At 49.8% G+C, this 15,525-nt stretch carries 14 protein-coding genes; 8 read left to right on the forward strand and 6 right to left on the reverse strand.

Annotated elements, in window-relative coordinates:
* Window positions 1–141: 141 nt before the first annotated feature.
* The 3 genes from bamE to nadK form a co-directional block, all read right to left on the reverse strand.
* Complete coding sequence (bamE, locus tag HP572_RS01395; protein ID WP_120358274.1) at window positions 142–477, reverse strand: outer membrane protein assembly factor BamE; 336 nt, start codon at window positions 475–477, stop codon at window positions 142–144.
* A gap of 153 nt (window positions 478–630) precedes the next feature.
* Window positions 631–2,292 carry a DNA repair protein RecN gene (gene recN, locus HP572_RS01400; RefSeq protein ID WP_240584573.1) on the reverse strand — a complete coding sequence of 554 codons (1,662 nt, stop codon included), beginning with the start codon at window positions 2,290–2,292 and terminating at the stop codon, window positions 631–633.
* Between the two features lie 81 nt (window positions 2,293–2,373).
* On the reverse strand, window positions 2,374–3,252 hold the full coding sequence (gene nadK / locus HP572_RS01405; protein WP_010282445.1) for an NAD(+) kinase: 879 nt from the start codon (window positions 3,250–3,252) through the stop codon (window positions 2,374–2,376).
* A gap of 149 nt (window positions 3,253–3,401) precedes the next feature.
* Between nadK and grpE the strand changes: the two genes are divergently transcribed.
* Both grpE and HP572_RS01415 read left to right on the forward strand, forming a co-directional pair.
* A complete protein-coding gene (grpE, locus tag HP572_RS01410; protein ID WP_039274982.1) occupies window positions 3,402–3,989 on the forward strand; it encodes a nucleotide exchange factor GrpE in 588 nt (195 codons plus the stop codon).
* A gap of 260 nt (window positions 3,990–4,249) precedes the next feature.
* Window positions 4,250–5,488, forward strand: coding sequence for an Nramp family divalent metal transporter (locus HP572_RS01415; protein WP_039281961.1), 1,239 nt, complete (start codon window positions 4,250–4,252; stop codon window positions 5,486–5,488).
* Window positions 5,489–5,554: 66 nt separating this feature from the next.
* On the opposite strand, the gene HP572_RS01420 is transcribed toward HP572_RS01415, so the two are convergent.
* From HP572_RS01420 to HP572_RS01430, 3 genes are all read right to left on the reverse strand, one after another.
* On the reverse strand, window positions 5,555–5,758 hold the full coding sequence (locus tag HP572_RS01420; protein ID WP_010282462.1) for a 2-hydroxymuconate tautomerase family protein: 204 nt from the start codon (window positions 5,756–5,758) through the stop codon (window positions 5,555–5,557).
* 13 nt (window positions 5,759–5,771) lie between these two features.
* The gene (locus HP572_RS01425; protein WP_240584574.1) at window positions 5,772–6,938 is read right to left on the reverse strand and encodes an MFS transporter; all 1,167 of its coding nucleotides are present in this window, start codon (window positions 6,936–6,938) and stop codon (window positions 5,772–5,774) included.
* Window positions 6,939–7,141: 203 nt separating this feature from the next.
* A complete protein-coding gene (locus HP572_RS01430) occupies window positions 7,142–8,239 on the reverse strand; it encodes a glycerol dehydrogenase (RefSeq protein ID WP_240584575.1) in 1,098 nt (365 codons plus the stop codon).
* Between the two features lie 400 nt (window positions 8,240–8,639).
* Between HP572_RS01430 and nudK the strand changes: the two genes are divergently transcribed.
* The 6 genes from nudK to HP572_RS01460 all read left to right on the forward strand — a co-directional run bounded on the left by nudK (window position 8,640) and on the right by HP572_RS01460 (window position 15,468).
* Entirely contained in the window at window positions 8,640–9,221 is a 582-nt protein-coding gene (nudK, locus tag HP572_RS01435) for a GDP-mannose pyrophosphatase NudK (RefSeq protein WP_095701687.1), read from the forward strand.
* A 381-nt stretch (window positions 9,222–9,602) separates the two neighbouring features.
* Window positions 9,603–10,868, forward strand: a complete 1,266-nt coding sequence (locus HP572_RS01440; protein WP_240584576.1) for an ABC transporter substrate-binding protein — start codon at window positions 9,603–9,605, stop codon at window positions 10,866–10,868.
* Window positions 10,869–10,931: 63 nt separating this feature from the next.
* A complete protein-coding gene (locus HP572_RS01445) occupies window positions 10,932–11,813 on the forward strand; it encodes a carbohydrate ABC transporter permease (RefSeq protein WP_039274971.1) in 882 nt (293 codons plus the stop codon).
* A gap of 1 nt (window position 11,814) precedes the next feature.
* The gene (locus HP572_RS01450; RefSeq protein WP_039274968.1) at window positions 11,815–12,627 is read left to right on the forward strand and encodes a carbohydrate ABC transporter permease; all 813 of its coding nucleotides are present in this window, start codon (window positions 11,815–11,817) and stop codon (window positions 12,625–12,627) included.
* A 36-nt stretch (window positions 12,628–12,663) separates the two neighbouring features.
* On the forward strand, window positions 12,664–13,749 hold the full coding sequence (locus HP572_RS01455) for an ABC transporter ATP-binding protein (RefSeq protein ID WP_240584577.1): 1,086 nt from the start codon (window positions 12,664–12,666) through the stop codon (window positions 13,747–13,749).
* Between the two features lie 195 nt (window positions 13,750–13,944).
* Window positions 13,945–15,468, forward strand: coding sequence for a glycosyl hydrolase 53 family protein (locus tag HP572_RS01460; protein WP_240584578.1), 1,524 nt, complete (start codon window positions 13,945–13,947; stop codon window positions 15,466–15,468).
* Window positions 15,469–15,525 lie beyond the last annotated feature (57 nt).

The raw sequence follows: 15,525 nt of genomic DNA on the forward strand, positions 1-15,525 counted from the left end.
TGCTGTTATACCCGTCATACATCAAGCCGCGTATGCGTTGGCTGCCTTCAAGTACTCCACCCATTGTGGGCTTCGTCTTAGCGCGCCGCCTCTGGCTGTCAGAATCGTTCATCCTGATTCAGCCGAACGGCATTGAAAGCATTAATCCAGCGCGGGTTTGTTGTTGATGTTGGTTAACACGCCACTGCCGCTGAAGGTCAGCGTCAATGTCTGCTGTTTTATCGATTCATGACCAGGTTGCTGGCGGAAGACGTAAAACCAGGTATCGCTGCCAAACGGATCCTGCATCATAGGAGTACCCAGCGTATAAGCGACCTGTTGTTTGGTCATGCCGGTGTGAATTTTCGCAACGTCAGCCGGTGCCAGATAGTTTCCCTGATTGATGTCCGGCCGATAGACCACCTTTTCCAGTGTGGAACAACCGGCAGTCAGCATAACAACCACCGCGGCGACGACAGTCAGCGTTTTACAGCGCATAGTGATTACATTCCTTAAGGGCATAGGTTGCCGATGATAATAGACCTTGCAGGACTTGGAAACCTGCAAGGCGATTGTATGACCTCAGGAAGGTAAAAAAGTTGAGCTTTTTTACCCGTGATGCACCTTTCTCGCCCTTGTCGGTTGTGGATTTTAGGCTGCCAGCAGTTCTTTGGCATTTGCCAACGTATTTTTGGTGACGGCGCTGCCGCCCAAGAGACGTGCCAGTTCTTGTAGCCGAGCACGTTTATCCAACGGTTGCATCAGGGTTTCCGTTTCTGCGCCGTCAGTTTGTTTACTCACGAAGAAGTGCTGATGACCGCAGCCCGCGACCTGTGGCAGGTGCGTCACGCACATCACTTGCGTAGATTCGCCAAGCTGGCGCAGCATTCTGCCGACGATGGCGGCGGTTGGCCCGCTAATACCCACATCGACCTCATCGAATATCATTGCTGGTGTGTCCATTTTCTGCGCGGTGATCACCTGAATAATCAGCGCGATACGAGATAGCTCACCGCCCGAGGCCACTTTTGCCAGCGTCTGATGCGGCTGTCCGGGGTTCGTGGTCACGCGGAATTCAATACTGTCGGCACCGGTGGCTGTCAGGTTGTCTGGCGTAAATTTCACATCAATGGTGAAGTGGCCGTGTGGCATTGCCAGCTCACGCATATTGGTGGTGATGAGCTGTGCCAGTTCGCTGGCGTGGTGCTGGCGGCGCACGTGCAGCTGTTCTGCAAGGTGCAACGCCTGCTGATGATATTCGCCGACGGAAGCGCTAAGCGCGTCATGGTCGCTTTCCTGCTGTTCCAACTGTTGCTGTTCTTCCAATAGCTGCTGATGGAATGCAGGGAGCGCCTCTGGAGCAACATGATGCTTGCGTGCCAGCGCGAGCTGACGCGATAGACGTTGTTCCAGTTCATACAGGCGAATCGGGTCGAGATCCATTTGTTCGCTGTAGTGGCGCAGTTCATCGCTGGCTTCGCTAAGCTGAATGCCTGCTTCTTCGAGCATGGACAGCACGCCAGACAGTTTGTCATCCATGCTGATGAGTTCGCCAAGCTGATGTTTTACGCTGTGCAGCATACTGATGATGTTCTGCTCTTCGTCTTCGCTCAGCAGTTGCATGGCCTGTTGACTCATTGTCAGTAGCTGACCGCTATTCGCCAGACGCTTATATTCAACGTCAATTTGCTCGTATTCGCCGGGCTGTGGGGCGAATTCGTTTAGCTCTTTTAATTGGTATTGCAGCAGTTCCCGGCGGGCCTCGCGCTCAATGGCCGCCTGTTGCAGTTGCGCCAGTGCGCGGCAGCTTTGGTGCCACTGATGCCAAACCTGCTGCATCGCAATCAGCAGCTTCGGTTCATCGGCATAGGCATCCAGCAGGTGTTTTTGATGATCGGTGCGTAGCAGTAACTGATGAGCATGCTGACCGTGCACTTGAATCAGATGCTGGCCGAGCTCACGCAACTGAGACAGCGGTACGGCGGTGCCGTTAATAAAGCCGCGCGAGCGGCCATCAGCGCTAATAACGCGGCGTAGCAGGCATTCGTTGCTGTCATCTAACTGGTTTTCTTCCAGCCACTGACGCGCCGTCGGGGTATCCGCCAGCGCAAAGCGGGCGCAAATGTCGGCGCGGGCAGCGCCCGGTCTGACCATGCTGGCGTCAGAACGATTTCCCAGACATAAACCGAGGGCATCAATCGCAATTGATTTCCCCGCACCGGTTTCCCCGGTGATTACGCTCATTCCTGACTGAAAATCGATTTCTAATTCGCGCACGATGGCGAAGTTACTGATAGTGAGTTGCGCCAGCATGATAAACTCCTGTATATAATCACATGTGATTGCATACAGTATAAACTGGTTTTATATACAGTAAAGTAGCTGGGTAAAATTTTAGAATAATTTTTTTGACCAGCCGAGTTTTGAGCTTAGCGTATTGAAATAGCTGTAATTTTTTGGGTGAATCAGGTTCAGGTAATGTTCGCTGCGGCGGATGAGGACTTCTTCGCCTTCCTGTACTGGTAGCGCAATCTGGCTGTCGCAGCTGATTTCCAGGTCATTGGTAATGCAGGAAAATTTCAGCCGAATCGTGCTGCTGCTGTTGATGACCAGCGGTCGTGCAGACAGCGTATGCGGGAACATGGGTACCAGCGCAATCGCATCCAGTGACGGCGTCAGAATCGGGCCGCCAGCGGAAAGGGAATAGGCGGTGGAGCCGGTAGGCGTGGCGATAATCAGGCCGTCTGAGCGTTGGGAGAAGGCGAACTTGTCGTCAATATAGACTTCAAATTCAATCATGTGTGCGACTTTTCCGGGGTGCAGCACCACTTCGTTAATGGCGGTACTGATGCTGTCCTGCTGGTTTGCGCGGCAAACGTGCGCTTCTAACATGAAACGCTGTTCGCTCAAATAATGGCCGTCGAGAACGTCAGAAAGCTGCTGCTGCGCCTGATCAGGGTCGAGATCGGTTAGAAAACCGAGGTTGCCACGGTTCACACCGATCACCTTGATGTCATAGCGCGACAGCACGCGCGCGGCGCCGAGCATGTTGCCATCACCGCCAACGACAACCGCTAAATCCGCCTGCTGGCCGATATCGGCAAGGCTCGCGGTCGGTGCGTCTTTTAGATTCAACTCACGGGCGATCTGCTGCTCGATCAGAACCGAGTAACCTTTGTCGGTGAGCCAGTGATAAAGCATCTCATGCGTTGCTAGCGCCGTTGGGTGGCGCGGATGGCCGACAATGCCAATACAATTAAACGGCCTGTTCATTGTAAGCGGTGTGTTCATTGCTGTTTTTGTCCTCAGCGTGGTGTATCGGCAGCGGCTGGAACCAATATATGACTGGTTCCCTTGAATCCCCGATTTTGATCCCCATAATAAGCAACTAGCGAGATTAATGCTAAACCGCGGAGAATTTCATGAGTAGTAAAGAACAGAAAACGCCTGACGAGCAAGTCCTGGATCAAAAGGAAGCAGCAAAAGGGCAGCAAGCGGATGCCGCGCCAGAGACGGCAGACGTAGCTGACCCGCGTGATGCGCGCATCGCCGAGCTGGAAACCCAGTTGAGCGAACTGCAACAGCGTGAACGTGACAATATGCTTCGCGTCCGTGCTGAAGCCGATAACATTCGCCGCCGTGCGGAAATGGATGTTGAGAAAGCGCACAAATTTGCGGTAGAGAAATTTGCCAGCGAAATGCTGCCAGTGATCGATAACCTGGAACGTGCGCTGGATACGGCGGACAAATCCAACGAATCACTGGCCGCGATGATTGAAGGTGTTGAACTGACGCTGAAATCGTTGCTGGATGCTGTACGCAAGTTTGGCATCGAGGTTGTAGGTGATGTGGGCGTACCGTTTAACCCAGAAGTACATCAGGCAATGACGATGCTACCTTCGGCCGATCACCAGCCGAACCATGTCATGATGGTCATGCAAAAAGGCTATACGCTGAACGGTCGCTTACTGCGTCCGGCGATGGTCGCGGTATCAAAAGCACAAGACTGATTCTTTCTGCTTTTACGCACTATTTGCTTTCTACGCACCATCATGTGCAACGTATCTTCATTCCAAACCCCGTGCTTCCGCATGGGGTTTTTTGTTTATATTTTGTTAAGGTTTGTTTGATAAAAAAGATGTTTTTTAGGTTTTGAATGACTCATCATCATTAGCTATCAAAAGAATTGGTATTACCACTCTAAATGCACTTGATAATCATTATCGTTTTTGTGAGAGTAATATAACACCAGTGTTAGAAGGGTCATACTATGCCGGGTAGCCGTGTTATTGAGTCAACAAGCCGCACATCAAGGAAGGTCAAACTTTCTCTGATGGGGCCGGCGTTTATCGCGGCGATTGGTTATATCGATCCGGGTAACTTTGCCACTAATATCCAGTCTGGCGCGGCCTATGGCTATACGCTGCTGTGGGTGGTGGTGTGGGCGAACCTGATGGCGATGCTGATCCAACTGCTGTCTGCCAAATTGGGGATCGCAACGGGTAAGAACCTGGCGGAACATATCCGCGATCGCTTTCCGCGTCCGGCCGTTTGGGCGTATTGGGTGCAAGCCGAAATTATTGCGATGGCGACCGATCTGGCCGAGTTTATCGGTGCGGCGATTGGTTTCAAACTGCTCTTGGGCGTGTCGCTGCTGGAAGGCGCGATCCTCACCGCCATTGCAACCTTCCTGATTTTAATGCTGCAACAGCGCGGGCAGAAGCCGCTGGAGATGGTCATCGGCGGCCTGCTGCTGTTTGTTGCCGCGGCGTATATTGTCGAACTGGTCTTCTCTCAGCCTGAGCTGTCTGCGTTAGCCAAAGGCATGGCGATTCCTAGCCTGCCAACCTCCGATGCCGTGCTGCTGGCCGCTGGCGTGTTGGGGGCGACCATTATGCCGCATGTGATTTACCTTCACTCCTCCCTGACACAGCATGAAGGTAGCCATACCCGTGCCGAGCGTTATTCGGCAACGAAAGTCGATGTGGCGATTGCGATGACCATCGCCGGATTCGTCAATCTGGCCATGATGGCGACGGCAGCGGCGGCGTTCCATTTCAGCGGCAATCAAGATATTGCCGATCTGGATAAAGCCTACCTCACGCTGGAGCCGCTGTTGGGTAAAGCCGCCGCGGTCATTTTCGGGCTGAGTTTGGTGGCTGCGGGCCTGTCTTCTACCGTCGTTGGCACGCTGGCGGGCCAGGTGGTGATGCAAGGATTCGTACGCTTCCATATCCCACTTTGGGTGCGCCGCACTGTGACGATGCTGCCGTCGTTTATCGTAATCCTGTCCGGTATGGACCCGACGCGAGTGCTGGTGCTGAGTCAGGTGGTGCTGAGCTTCGGGATTGCGCTGGCGCTGGTTCCGCTGCTGTCCTTCACTGGCAACCGTGAACTGATGGGGACGATGGTCAACGGCAAATGGGTTCAGCGCATCGGGCAGCTTATTGTCGTGCTGGTGGTTTCCCTGAATATGTATCTGCTGATTGATACGATGTTGGGGATATAAAACGGGTGCCACCGATTATTACGTCGGAATAGCGTGGCACCTTTCCATTCTTTATCACTCGCTTTCTTACTTGCTGGCCTTCCTCAATTCCGTCACCGGCACGCCGCCGATTCCCCAGTTGTCCGTTTCGACCTCATCAATCACCACTACGGTGGTTTTGGGGTTTTTGTTTAGCACATCGACCAGCAGCTGGGTCACGCCCTCAATCAACTGACGTTTTTGTTCAGCGGTGACGCCTTCATTGGTGATTTTGATGTTGACGTATGGCATGGGTTCTCCGGGATTAGGATTGTGGCCGACGGTAGGGAAAACAGAGCCCTGCCGCGATGAAAAGTGCTGCTGCGCTGCACAGGATCGCTGGCGCGACAGCGTTGGTATTCGTTAGGGCGCTGGTGAGCAACGGGCCAAGAATCTGGCCGATGCCGTAAGTGAGCGTCACGAGCCCAAGCAGGTTGATGCCATGTGGCACGTGTAGCCGCTTGGCTAAGGGCATCACTAGCGAGGTCGTTCCCATAAAAGTAGCACCAAAGCCGATACAGCTGAATATCAATGCCACGGGAGAGTGGCTGAACAGCGTCAACAGGACGCAGCTTCCCTGAATGAGCAGGTTCGCCGTCAGGCAGGGTAGCGTTCCCCAGCGGCTGGCTGCCCATAGCCAGAAAAAACAGCCAGGAATCACCGCCAGCCCAACCAGCGACCATAAATGCAGGGATAAACGCGGTATGTCCAGTGCGATCACCATCAACGGCAGATAAGTGGCGATGATGATGTACCCGAAGCCAGCGAGTCCGTACAGCAGCGCAAGCCGTCGCCAGCCAAGCTGAGGCGGTTCATCAGCATTGACCGTCGGCTGCTGTGCGACGGTGGATTTATGCGGTGAAAGAATGATTAAGGCGAGCAGAAGTAGTACGGCGATCAGCGCCGCTCCCCACCACAATAGTTCGGCAGTGAGGGCGTAATGCCGCCCGATGATGATGTATTCATTGCCCAATACGATCCCCACGCCAACCCCAGCATAGAGCGAGGCGATAACGTGCACATGCTTTGTGTGGTGCAAAATAGTCAAAGAGCCGAAGATCATCATCGCCGCGCTGGCGATCCCGGCGAGGAAGCGAACGATCATGACCAGCGTCGTATTGGTGGTCAGAGCCATCGCGAAGAGTAAAACGCCGGTTGCGGCGGCAGCGCTAAACAACAGGAACACCGGTTGAGCGGTTGAGGCGCGGCGGCTGAAAGAGAAAAACAGGCTACCGAACAGATAACCGGCGTAGTTCGCGCTGGCAATATAGGACAGTTGGCCGAAGGTGAAGCGACCTTCCTCCAGCATCACAGGCAGCATCGGCGTATACAAAAAGCGCCCAAGCCCCATTCCTAACGCCAGCACGATCGTCCCGAAAAGAGCAAGAATCAGCGTATCTGATAGGGCGATGAGGCGAGGGCGTTCCGTCATTCGATGGCTCAGAGTTGAGAGAATATGTCGTTATCCTGCCCATTTTCTCGTCAAATGAAAGTGAATAGTAATGAGTAGGTTGGTGACGCAGAGAGAACGCTTTTGGCAGGACAACGACGGGGAGAAGTGCGCATCGGATATATCGAACCCGGCTCCATTGGGATTGCTCTTGCGGGAGTCGGGCTCTTTTAACGTGGCTGCGGTTAAGCGATGGTTTTACTGAACGCGTCGACGGCAACGATCGCGTGGGCGACATCTTCGGCCGTTAACTTGCTGTCCAGATTTTTCAACGTATCGGCGTCGCTGCACGCCAGCTCACCCACTTTGATCAGATTCTCGAACGGCTCATTTTCCAGATGCAGATCTTTTAGCAGGGTCGGCATGTTGATGGCGCGGTAGAAGCGGATGTAGTGGGCGATTTCCTCATCAGGCCGCTGCTCCAGCACCATATGCGTTAACGTGCCGTAGGCAACTTTTTCCCCGTGCGTGAGGTGGTGGATATCGCCTTTGATCGCGGTAAAGCCGTTGTGGATGGCGTGAGCGCCCGCCAGCCCGCCGTTCTCAAAGCCCAGACCGGAAAGCAGCGTGTTGGCTTCAACCACGGATTCCACCGCCGGTGTGACCACGCCTTTTTCCACAGCTTTATAGGCGCTGTAGCCGTAGGTTAGCAGCGTTGTTTCGCAGGTTTCGGCAATGGCCATGCCCGCCAGCGTAGGTTTACCGCCCACCATGGAGAGGGCGTGAGAGCGCTGAACGGCCTGTGCTTCGACAAACGTGGCCAGTCCATCGGCAATGCCGGAGGCGAACAGACGTGCGGGTGCCTGCGCACACACGGCGGTATCGACTAGTACCAGATCGGGGTTCTTATTGTAAAAACGGTAGGATTCAAACACGCCGTCATCGGTATAGATGACGGACAGCGCGCTGCACGGTGCATCCGTTGAGGCCACGGTCGGGACGATAGCGACGTTGTGTTTTAGCTCATCGGCGACGGCTTTTGCCGTATCCAGCGTTTTACCTCCCCCTAATCCGACGACGATGTTTGTGCCCGCATCACGCGCCAGTCTGGCAAGGCGCGTGATTTCGTTGCTGGAAGCCTCACCGTTGAAGCGCTCGTAATGATGGCCGATGCTCGCCTGTTTGAGTGAGGCATCGACGCGCTGGCCGATGATGTCCCACACCGTGCTGTCCGCCATCAGAAAGGCTTTCGTCCCCAGCGGTTTTAGCTGTTCGCCTAGCTCATCCAGCACGCCACGACCCTGAACATATTTTCTAGGTGAAGAGAAAATGAAATGACTCATGTTATCTACCTCGATGATGTTGTTGAAGAAATGATGCGGTATTGAATCCGCGTGAATCATGGAAGGCGGTTGCGATAAGCGCGTTATGACGAATTGACGGTGGTTATAGGGCGACGAAAACGCAGCGACTTCCCGGAACGTGAGTTACTGAAGATTCAGTATAGACGATGCACGCATGCCGGATGAAAGGGGCGGTCGGATTGCCGAGGATTTCACGTTATATAAATCATGTGGTTAGCGTTTATTGAACGAGATGTTTCCGTTTGGCTTACGTTGCACTGCCCGTTTATGCAGGGGCTAAAAGGGGATATGATGAATCTGCACCGTTATAATGAAAACAATTGTAACGAAGCGTTGTCACCGAAAAATCCCTTCAGTCATCGAGCATCGAGGTGTTTGCATGTCGTCTCCCATTGATATCGTCGAAAAGAAGCTGCTATCCGATAACTGGTATATTCTGAACAAGTATACTTTTGATTTAAAAAGGAATAATGGCGGTGTGGTTCGCCAGGTTCGTGAAGTTTATGACCGTGGTGATGGCGCGACGATTCTGCTGTACAACCGGGCGAAAGGCACGGTGATTCTGACACGACAATTCCGTATTCCCACCTACGTCAACGGCAACGAAAGCGGCATGCTGCTGGAAACCTGCGCGGGTTTGCTGGACGACCATTCGCCCGAAGAATGTATCCGTAACGAAGCAATCGAAGAAACCGGTTATGCGATCGGCGATGTGGAAAAGCTGTTCTATGCCTACATGTCGCCGGGCAGCGTGACGGAACGCGTGCACTTCTTCGCTGCTGAATACGATGAGTCGCTGCGGGATAATGAGGGCGGCGGTGTGGACGATGAAGATATCGAGGTGCTGGAGCTACCGTTCAGCGAAGCCGTTGCGATGATGAACGATGGCCGGATTAAAGACGGTAAGACCATTATGCTGCTACAGCACGCAATCATCCGCGGCTGGTTTGCCAAGGCATAGACATGTTTTACGGCACACGGATATCCCATGTGCCGCTTGATTTTGTGTGGTAACGCTTTCATTTTTGCGTAATTCCACGGTGAAGGTGTGATTATGGTTAATATGAGCTGATTAACCTTTTTATACTGTCATTTTTTGTTTTATTTTCAATTGTTTATGGTGGTTTTTGTTTTTGTTTTTATCATTTTTATGGGCTGGAATGGACTTTATGGGGGGAAATTTTTCCTAAATTTTTTGTATTTAGATCGAATATTTCGTCATTTTTCTCCCTGTTGTGTGACCCGTATCACCGGATGAAAGAATGTAAGCGGTGTAACTCGTTGCTTCATTATGCAGTAACTCATATTCTCTCTTTACAAAAAGTAAAGAAGGACTGCTCTGATGAAGATCAAGAATAAAGTATCTACCCTATTTGCAGTTTCATTCCTCACGCTGGGCTTATCGAGTCAGAGCCTGGCTGCTGAAGTCACCGTGTGGGCCTGGGATCCTAATTTCAATGTCGCGGCAATGCATGAGGCATCGTCGATATATAAAAAAGCCGATCCAAGTTTTAGTCTGAAAGTGATCGACTCAGGTAAAGAAGATATTGAGCAGAAATTAAATACCATGTTGGCTTCAGGGGTTAAAAACTCGCTTCCTGATATTGTGCTGATTGAAGATTATAATGCTCAGAAATATCTTCAGGCTTATCCTGATTCGTTTATCCCATTACAGGACGCTATCGATTATAGCCAGTTTGCACCTTATAAAACGAAAGTGATGACGGTAGGGGATAAGGTATACGGTGTTCCTTTTGATTCCGGCGTGGCAGGAATGTTCTATCGACTCGATTATCTGGAGGCTGCCGGATATAAAGAGAGTGATATGGTGAATATTACCTGGGATAAATATATTGAAATCGGTAAGCAGGTAAAAGCGAAAACCGGTGTTGATATGCTGACCTACGATATGAATGATGTGGTTCTCCCTCATATTATGATGCAGTCCGGTGGCGAATGGTTCTTCGATAATCAAGGGCAACTCAATCTCACCAAAAACAATGCACTGAAAGAAACATTAAAAACGATTAAAGCGATTAATGACGCGAAAATTGCACGTCCTATCTCTGGTTGGTCGAGTTTCGTGGGGAGTTTTAATGCCGGAAAATCGGCGAGTGTGGTTTCTGGTGTATGGGTGATTGGCTCCATTAAAAGTGCTGAAGATCAGAAAGGAAAATGGCGTGTCGCGCCGATCCCACGGCTGAACCTCGATAAAGCGGTACATGCTTCCAATCAGGGGGGATCGAGCTGGTATGTCTTAAAAGGTGGCAAAAATACTAAACAGGCCATTGAATTTTTGCAGAAAACCTTTGCGGCAGATAGCAACATGTATCAAACCCTTTTGGTTGATCGCGGTGCGCTCGCGACCTTCCTTCCCGCCACGTCCGGCCCTGCTTATGCGGTAAAGGATCCGTTCTTTGGTGGTCAGCCCGTGTTTGCTGATTTCTCTAAATGGGTGACTGAAATTCCACAGGTTTCCTACGGTATGTATACCCAGGAAGTTGATAACGCCATTGCTGCTGAAATACCTGCATTACTGAAAGGCGATTCTGTTGATGACGTTTTAAAACGCGCCGAAGCTACATTAAAAAATCAGATTATGCAGTAGCGAGTGTGAGCTTGAGGGCGTAAAGCCCTCAAGTATTTCTCTCCAGAAATCGATGGTGTGATAATGATGTATAAACCTAAAATGAATAGGCTTTATAACATCAACGGCTGGGCTTTTGTCGCTACGGCTGTTGGGTTAATTGCCTTAATGACGATATACCCTATTTTCAAATCACTTTGGCTCTCTTTTCAGTCTGGCCGTGGTGTGGTGACACAATTTGTTGGCCTGGGAAATATCATTCGTTTATTCAGTGATCCTATGTTCAAAACGGCACTTTGGAATACGCTAACGTTTCTGGTAATCCAAGTTCCTATTATGATTCTCTTATCACTGGCTATTTCTTCTTGTTTGAATTCGTCTCAACTTAAATATCGCCAATGGTTTAGAATTGCCATCTTTTTGCCTTGTGTGACCTCTCTGGTGGCCTACTCAATTCTTTTCAAGAGTATGTTTGAATTGGATGGCGTGATTAACTCATTCTTGCTGTTTATTCATGTTATTGACGATCCGATCCCGTGGTTATCCGATCCTTTCTGGGCGAAGGTGACCATCATTATTGCGATTACATGGCGTTGGACGGGATATAACATGATATTTTATCTTTCCGCTATGCAGAATATTGATAAATCCATTTATGAGGCCGCCCGAGTTGATGGCGTCAGCCCAATTAAGCAGTTTTTCTTCATCACCATACCCTTATTGAAACCGGTTATTCTTTTTACCAGTGTGACATCAACCATTGGCACATTACAGCTGTTTGATGAAGTCATGAATATCACGAATGGCGGTCCGGCAAATGCGACGCTGACGTTATCGCTTTATATTTATAATCTGTCATTCAAATTTGTACCGAACTTTGGCTATGCGGCAACGGTTTCATACGTGATTGTTGTTTTTTCAGCAATACTTGCGCTGATTCAGTTTAAAGCAGCACGGAAGGGATGATATGAGAAAAAGTAAAATTAACAGCATGCTGATGCATATTTTTCTTGTGCTGATGAGCATTTTCTCGCTTTTCCCATTCTATTGGATGGTGGTCTCGAGCACGAATAGCACCAGCCAAATCAACATGGGTAAATTCACGTTTGGCGATCAGCTATTGGTCAACTTTACCAATCTGACGAGCCAGGTGGATCTGGCATTAGTGTTTTGGAATACCTCAAAGATTGCGTTGATTAGCACGGTATCGACGCTGGTGGTGTGCTCTATCGCGGGCTATGCCTTTGAGATTTATTCCAGTAAGAATCGTGAGCGTGTCTATGTCGCGCTATTAACGACGATGATGATTCCGTTTGCGGCATTAATGATCCCGCTTTTCACCATGTTTGGTAAGGCAGGCTTACTGGATACGCATTTTGCCGTTGTCATGCCGACGGTGGCAGGCGCATTTATTATTTTCTACTTTAGGCAATGTACGAAAACGTTTCCGAGAGAGTTGATCGACGCTGCACGCGTGGAAAGCGTCGCGGAGTGGAAAATTTTTCTTTATGTCTACGTACCGATTATGCGAGCCAGTTATTCTGCTGCGTTTATCATTGTTTTTATGACGTCATGGAATGCTTTTCTCTGGCCGCTTATTGTCCTCCAGTCTAATGAATTAAAGACGATTAATCTGGTGTTATCCAGCTTTGCTTCTGCCTATTCTCCAGACTTCGGGCTTATTATGGTGGGAACAGTCATCTCTACTCTTCCTAGCTTACTTATCTTCTTCGCCATGCAAAAGCAATTTATCGCAAGTATGACGGGCGCAGTGAAGTAATGCGCGCGCAATGGCAAATTAAGTTTGAGGTTCAACATGGCTGATATTTTATTAAAAAATATAGTGAAGCGTTACGATAAGACTGAAACAATCCATCGTATTAATCTTGAGATTAATTCAGGCGAATTTGTAGTCTTTGTCGGCCCGTCGGGCTGTGGTAAATCGACGTTGCTGAGAATGATCGCAGGACTGGAAGAGATCACGGATGGCGAAATTCATATTGATAACCGTTTAGTTAACCATTTTGATCCCGCAGAGCGGGGGATTGCGATGGTGTTCCAGTCTTACGCGCTGTACCCGCATATGACGGTGGCTGAAAATATGGGATTTGGGTTGAGAATGAACGGGCACCCCAAAGCTGAAGTCGAAAAAATGGTGCGCAAGGCGGCGATGACGCTCCAGCTAGAAGCCTTGTTAGATCGTACACCGAAACAGTTGTCTGGTGGGCAGCGTCAGCGCGTTGCGATTGGGCGGGCAATTGTGCGCGATCCTAAAGTGTTCTTATTCGATGAGCCCTTATCGAACCTCGACGCCGAATTACGCGTGGAAATGCGTTTACAGATCGCCCGGCTTCATCAGGAAATGCGTAACACCATGGTTTATGTGACGCACGATCAAGTGGAAGCGATGACGCTGGCGGATAAAATTGTGGTGTTAAACAAGGGATATATTGAACAGGTTGGGACACCGATGGCGCTCTACCATAAGCCAGAGAATCTTTTTGTCGCTGGTTTTATCGGTTCGCCGAATATGAACTTTTTACCCGGCGAAGTGCTACAGGTTGAAGGGAGTAACGTGAGTATCTTGATCAATAAGCTCAATACACTTTCCGTTAATCTTGCTAGCCACGGATTGCACGCCGATCAGAAAATTACCGTGGGTATTCGCCCTGAACACCTGAGTATTGACCCGAACGGCGGGGACGTCAGCTTGTCGATCAATAGTGAGGTCACTGAAAGGTTGGGTAATGCGACCTATATTTTTGGTGCGTATTCTGGCGTTAATAATTTCAAGGTTCATTTGTCGGGTGACAATAATATTGTGCCTTACTCAACGATTCCGCTGACGTGCCGTAGTGAACATCTGCATTTTTTTGATGAGAATGGAAAGCGGATTAATTAACAACGAATAAATAGCAAAAGTCAGATAGTTAATTGAGCAGCCTGTCATATTCATGTTGGCTGCTTATTCTATTAAGCGACATTCACTTTGATAAATATAGTCTTTTTTTATAAATATATAGCCTTGTGTTGTTATTCTGTCCCCGAACGTTACGTGATAAATACCATTTAAGAGCATCGCCTCAAGGAGAAATGAATGAAAAAGAATAATTATTCAGGAATCATCTCTGTATTGTTAATGCTGTTTATAGGGTTCATGTCAGCCAATCTGGCGAAAGCGGCGCAGCCGTTTGCTTATGGCGCGGATATTGGCTGGGTAAAGCAATTAGAAGATCGAGGGGTAAGCTGGCGCGATGATGCAGGAACGCCGCGCGATGTATTACAGATATTGCGCGATCACGGCATAAACGCTGTACGGTTACGCATTTTCGTTAATCCCGACCCCAGTGCGCTATGGCATAAAGATAATACGACCTGGACGATGCTTGGCTATACGGATAAAACCCGCGTGGTGGATGCCGCACAGCGCGCCAAAGCGATGGGAATGCGCGTCATGGTGGATTTCCACTACAGTGATGTTTTCGCGGATCCGGGTCATCAAATAAAGCCAGCAGCGTGGGCGAACTACAATCTGAGCCAATTAACGACGGCCGTTTATAACCATACACATGAGGTGATGACTGCGCTGATATCCGCAGGCGTGACGCCGGAATGGGTGCAGGTTGGTAACGAAATGAACCCGGGAATTTTACTCCCGGAAGGCAGTACAAGCCGGTTTGCCAATTTAACGCAGCTACTGAATGCGGGCTATGATGCGGTTAAAGCCGTCAGCCCTTCTTCTAAGGTGATCAGCCATCTGGCGCATGGGAATAATAATTCAAACGCTCGCTGGTTTTTTGACAATTTCCTCACCACGCATGGTGGGAAAACCGATGTGATTGGCTTTTCGTTCTATCCCTACTGGGAAGGGAAAAACTATTGGGAGCTCACCGGCGCACTGGCGAGCAACCTCAATGATATGGCGAGCCGGTATGGTAAGGAAGTCATGGTCGTTGAAGTCGGCGGCTTGGAAACTAACCCGACAGACAGTTACTGGACGATTAGGGATACGATTAATCTTGTTAAAGCGGTGCCGGGAAATAAAGGGATCGGGGTTTTTTATTGGGAACCTGCGGGTAATGCAAAAGTGTTACCGGATGGCTACGCGTTAGGCGCGACGACGCAAGTTTCAACCAATGTATTGCAATTTACCCGAGCGCTGGACGCGTTTGCCGAATCACAAATCAATTTTATCAACGGAACCCGCTATAAGATCGCTAATAGACAGAGTGGCAAATCGCTTAATGTCGTGAGCGGTTCGCGTGAAGACGGCGCATGGGTTGAACAATACACTGACGGCAACTGGGACAGCCAGCGTTTTTATTTTAACGCGATTGGCAATGGTTACTTCAATCTGGTGAATGTGAATAGCGGAAAATACATTGATGTTAATTTCAGTGCCAATGAGGATGGTGCGCAAATTCTCCAAATGTATAACACCGGCCATTTTAGCCAGCAATGGCTGATTTTGGATGCGGGCGATGGCTATTATAAAATCATGAATAGGAACAGTGGGAAGCTCTTGGATGTTAACAGCCGTTCAACAGAGAACGGGGCATCCGGTATTCAATGGCATGATAATGGGGGATGGAATCAGCTGTGGAAAATAACCGCTAATTGATGTTCTCTGGCCACGTAGCTTGCTTACGTGGCCACTTTATTTGTAAGGGTAGGAAAG

It is taken from the genome of Pectobacterium sp. PL64 (assembly GCF_022477975.1).
Classification (GTDB): Bacteria; Pseudomonadota; Gammaproteobacteria; order Enterobacterales; family Enterobacteriaceae; genus Pectobacterium; species Pectobacterium jejuense.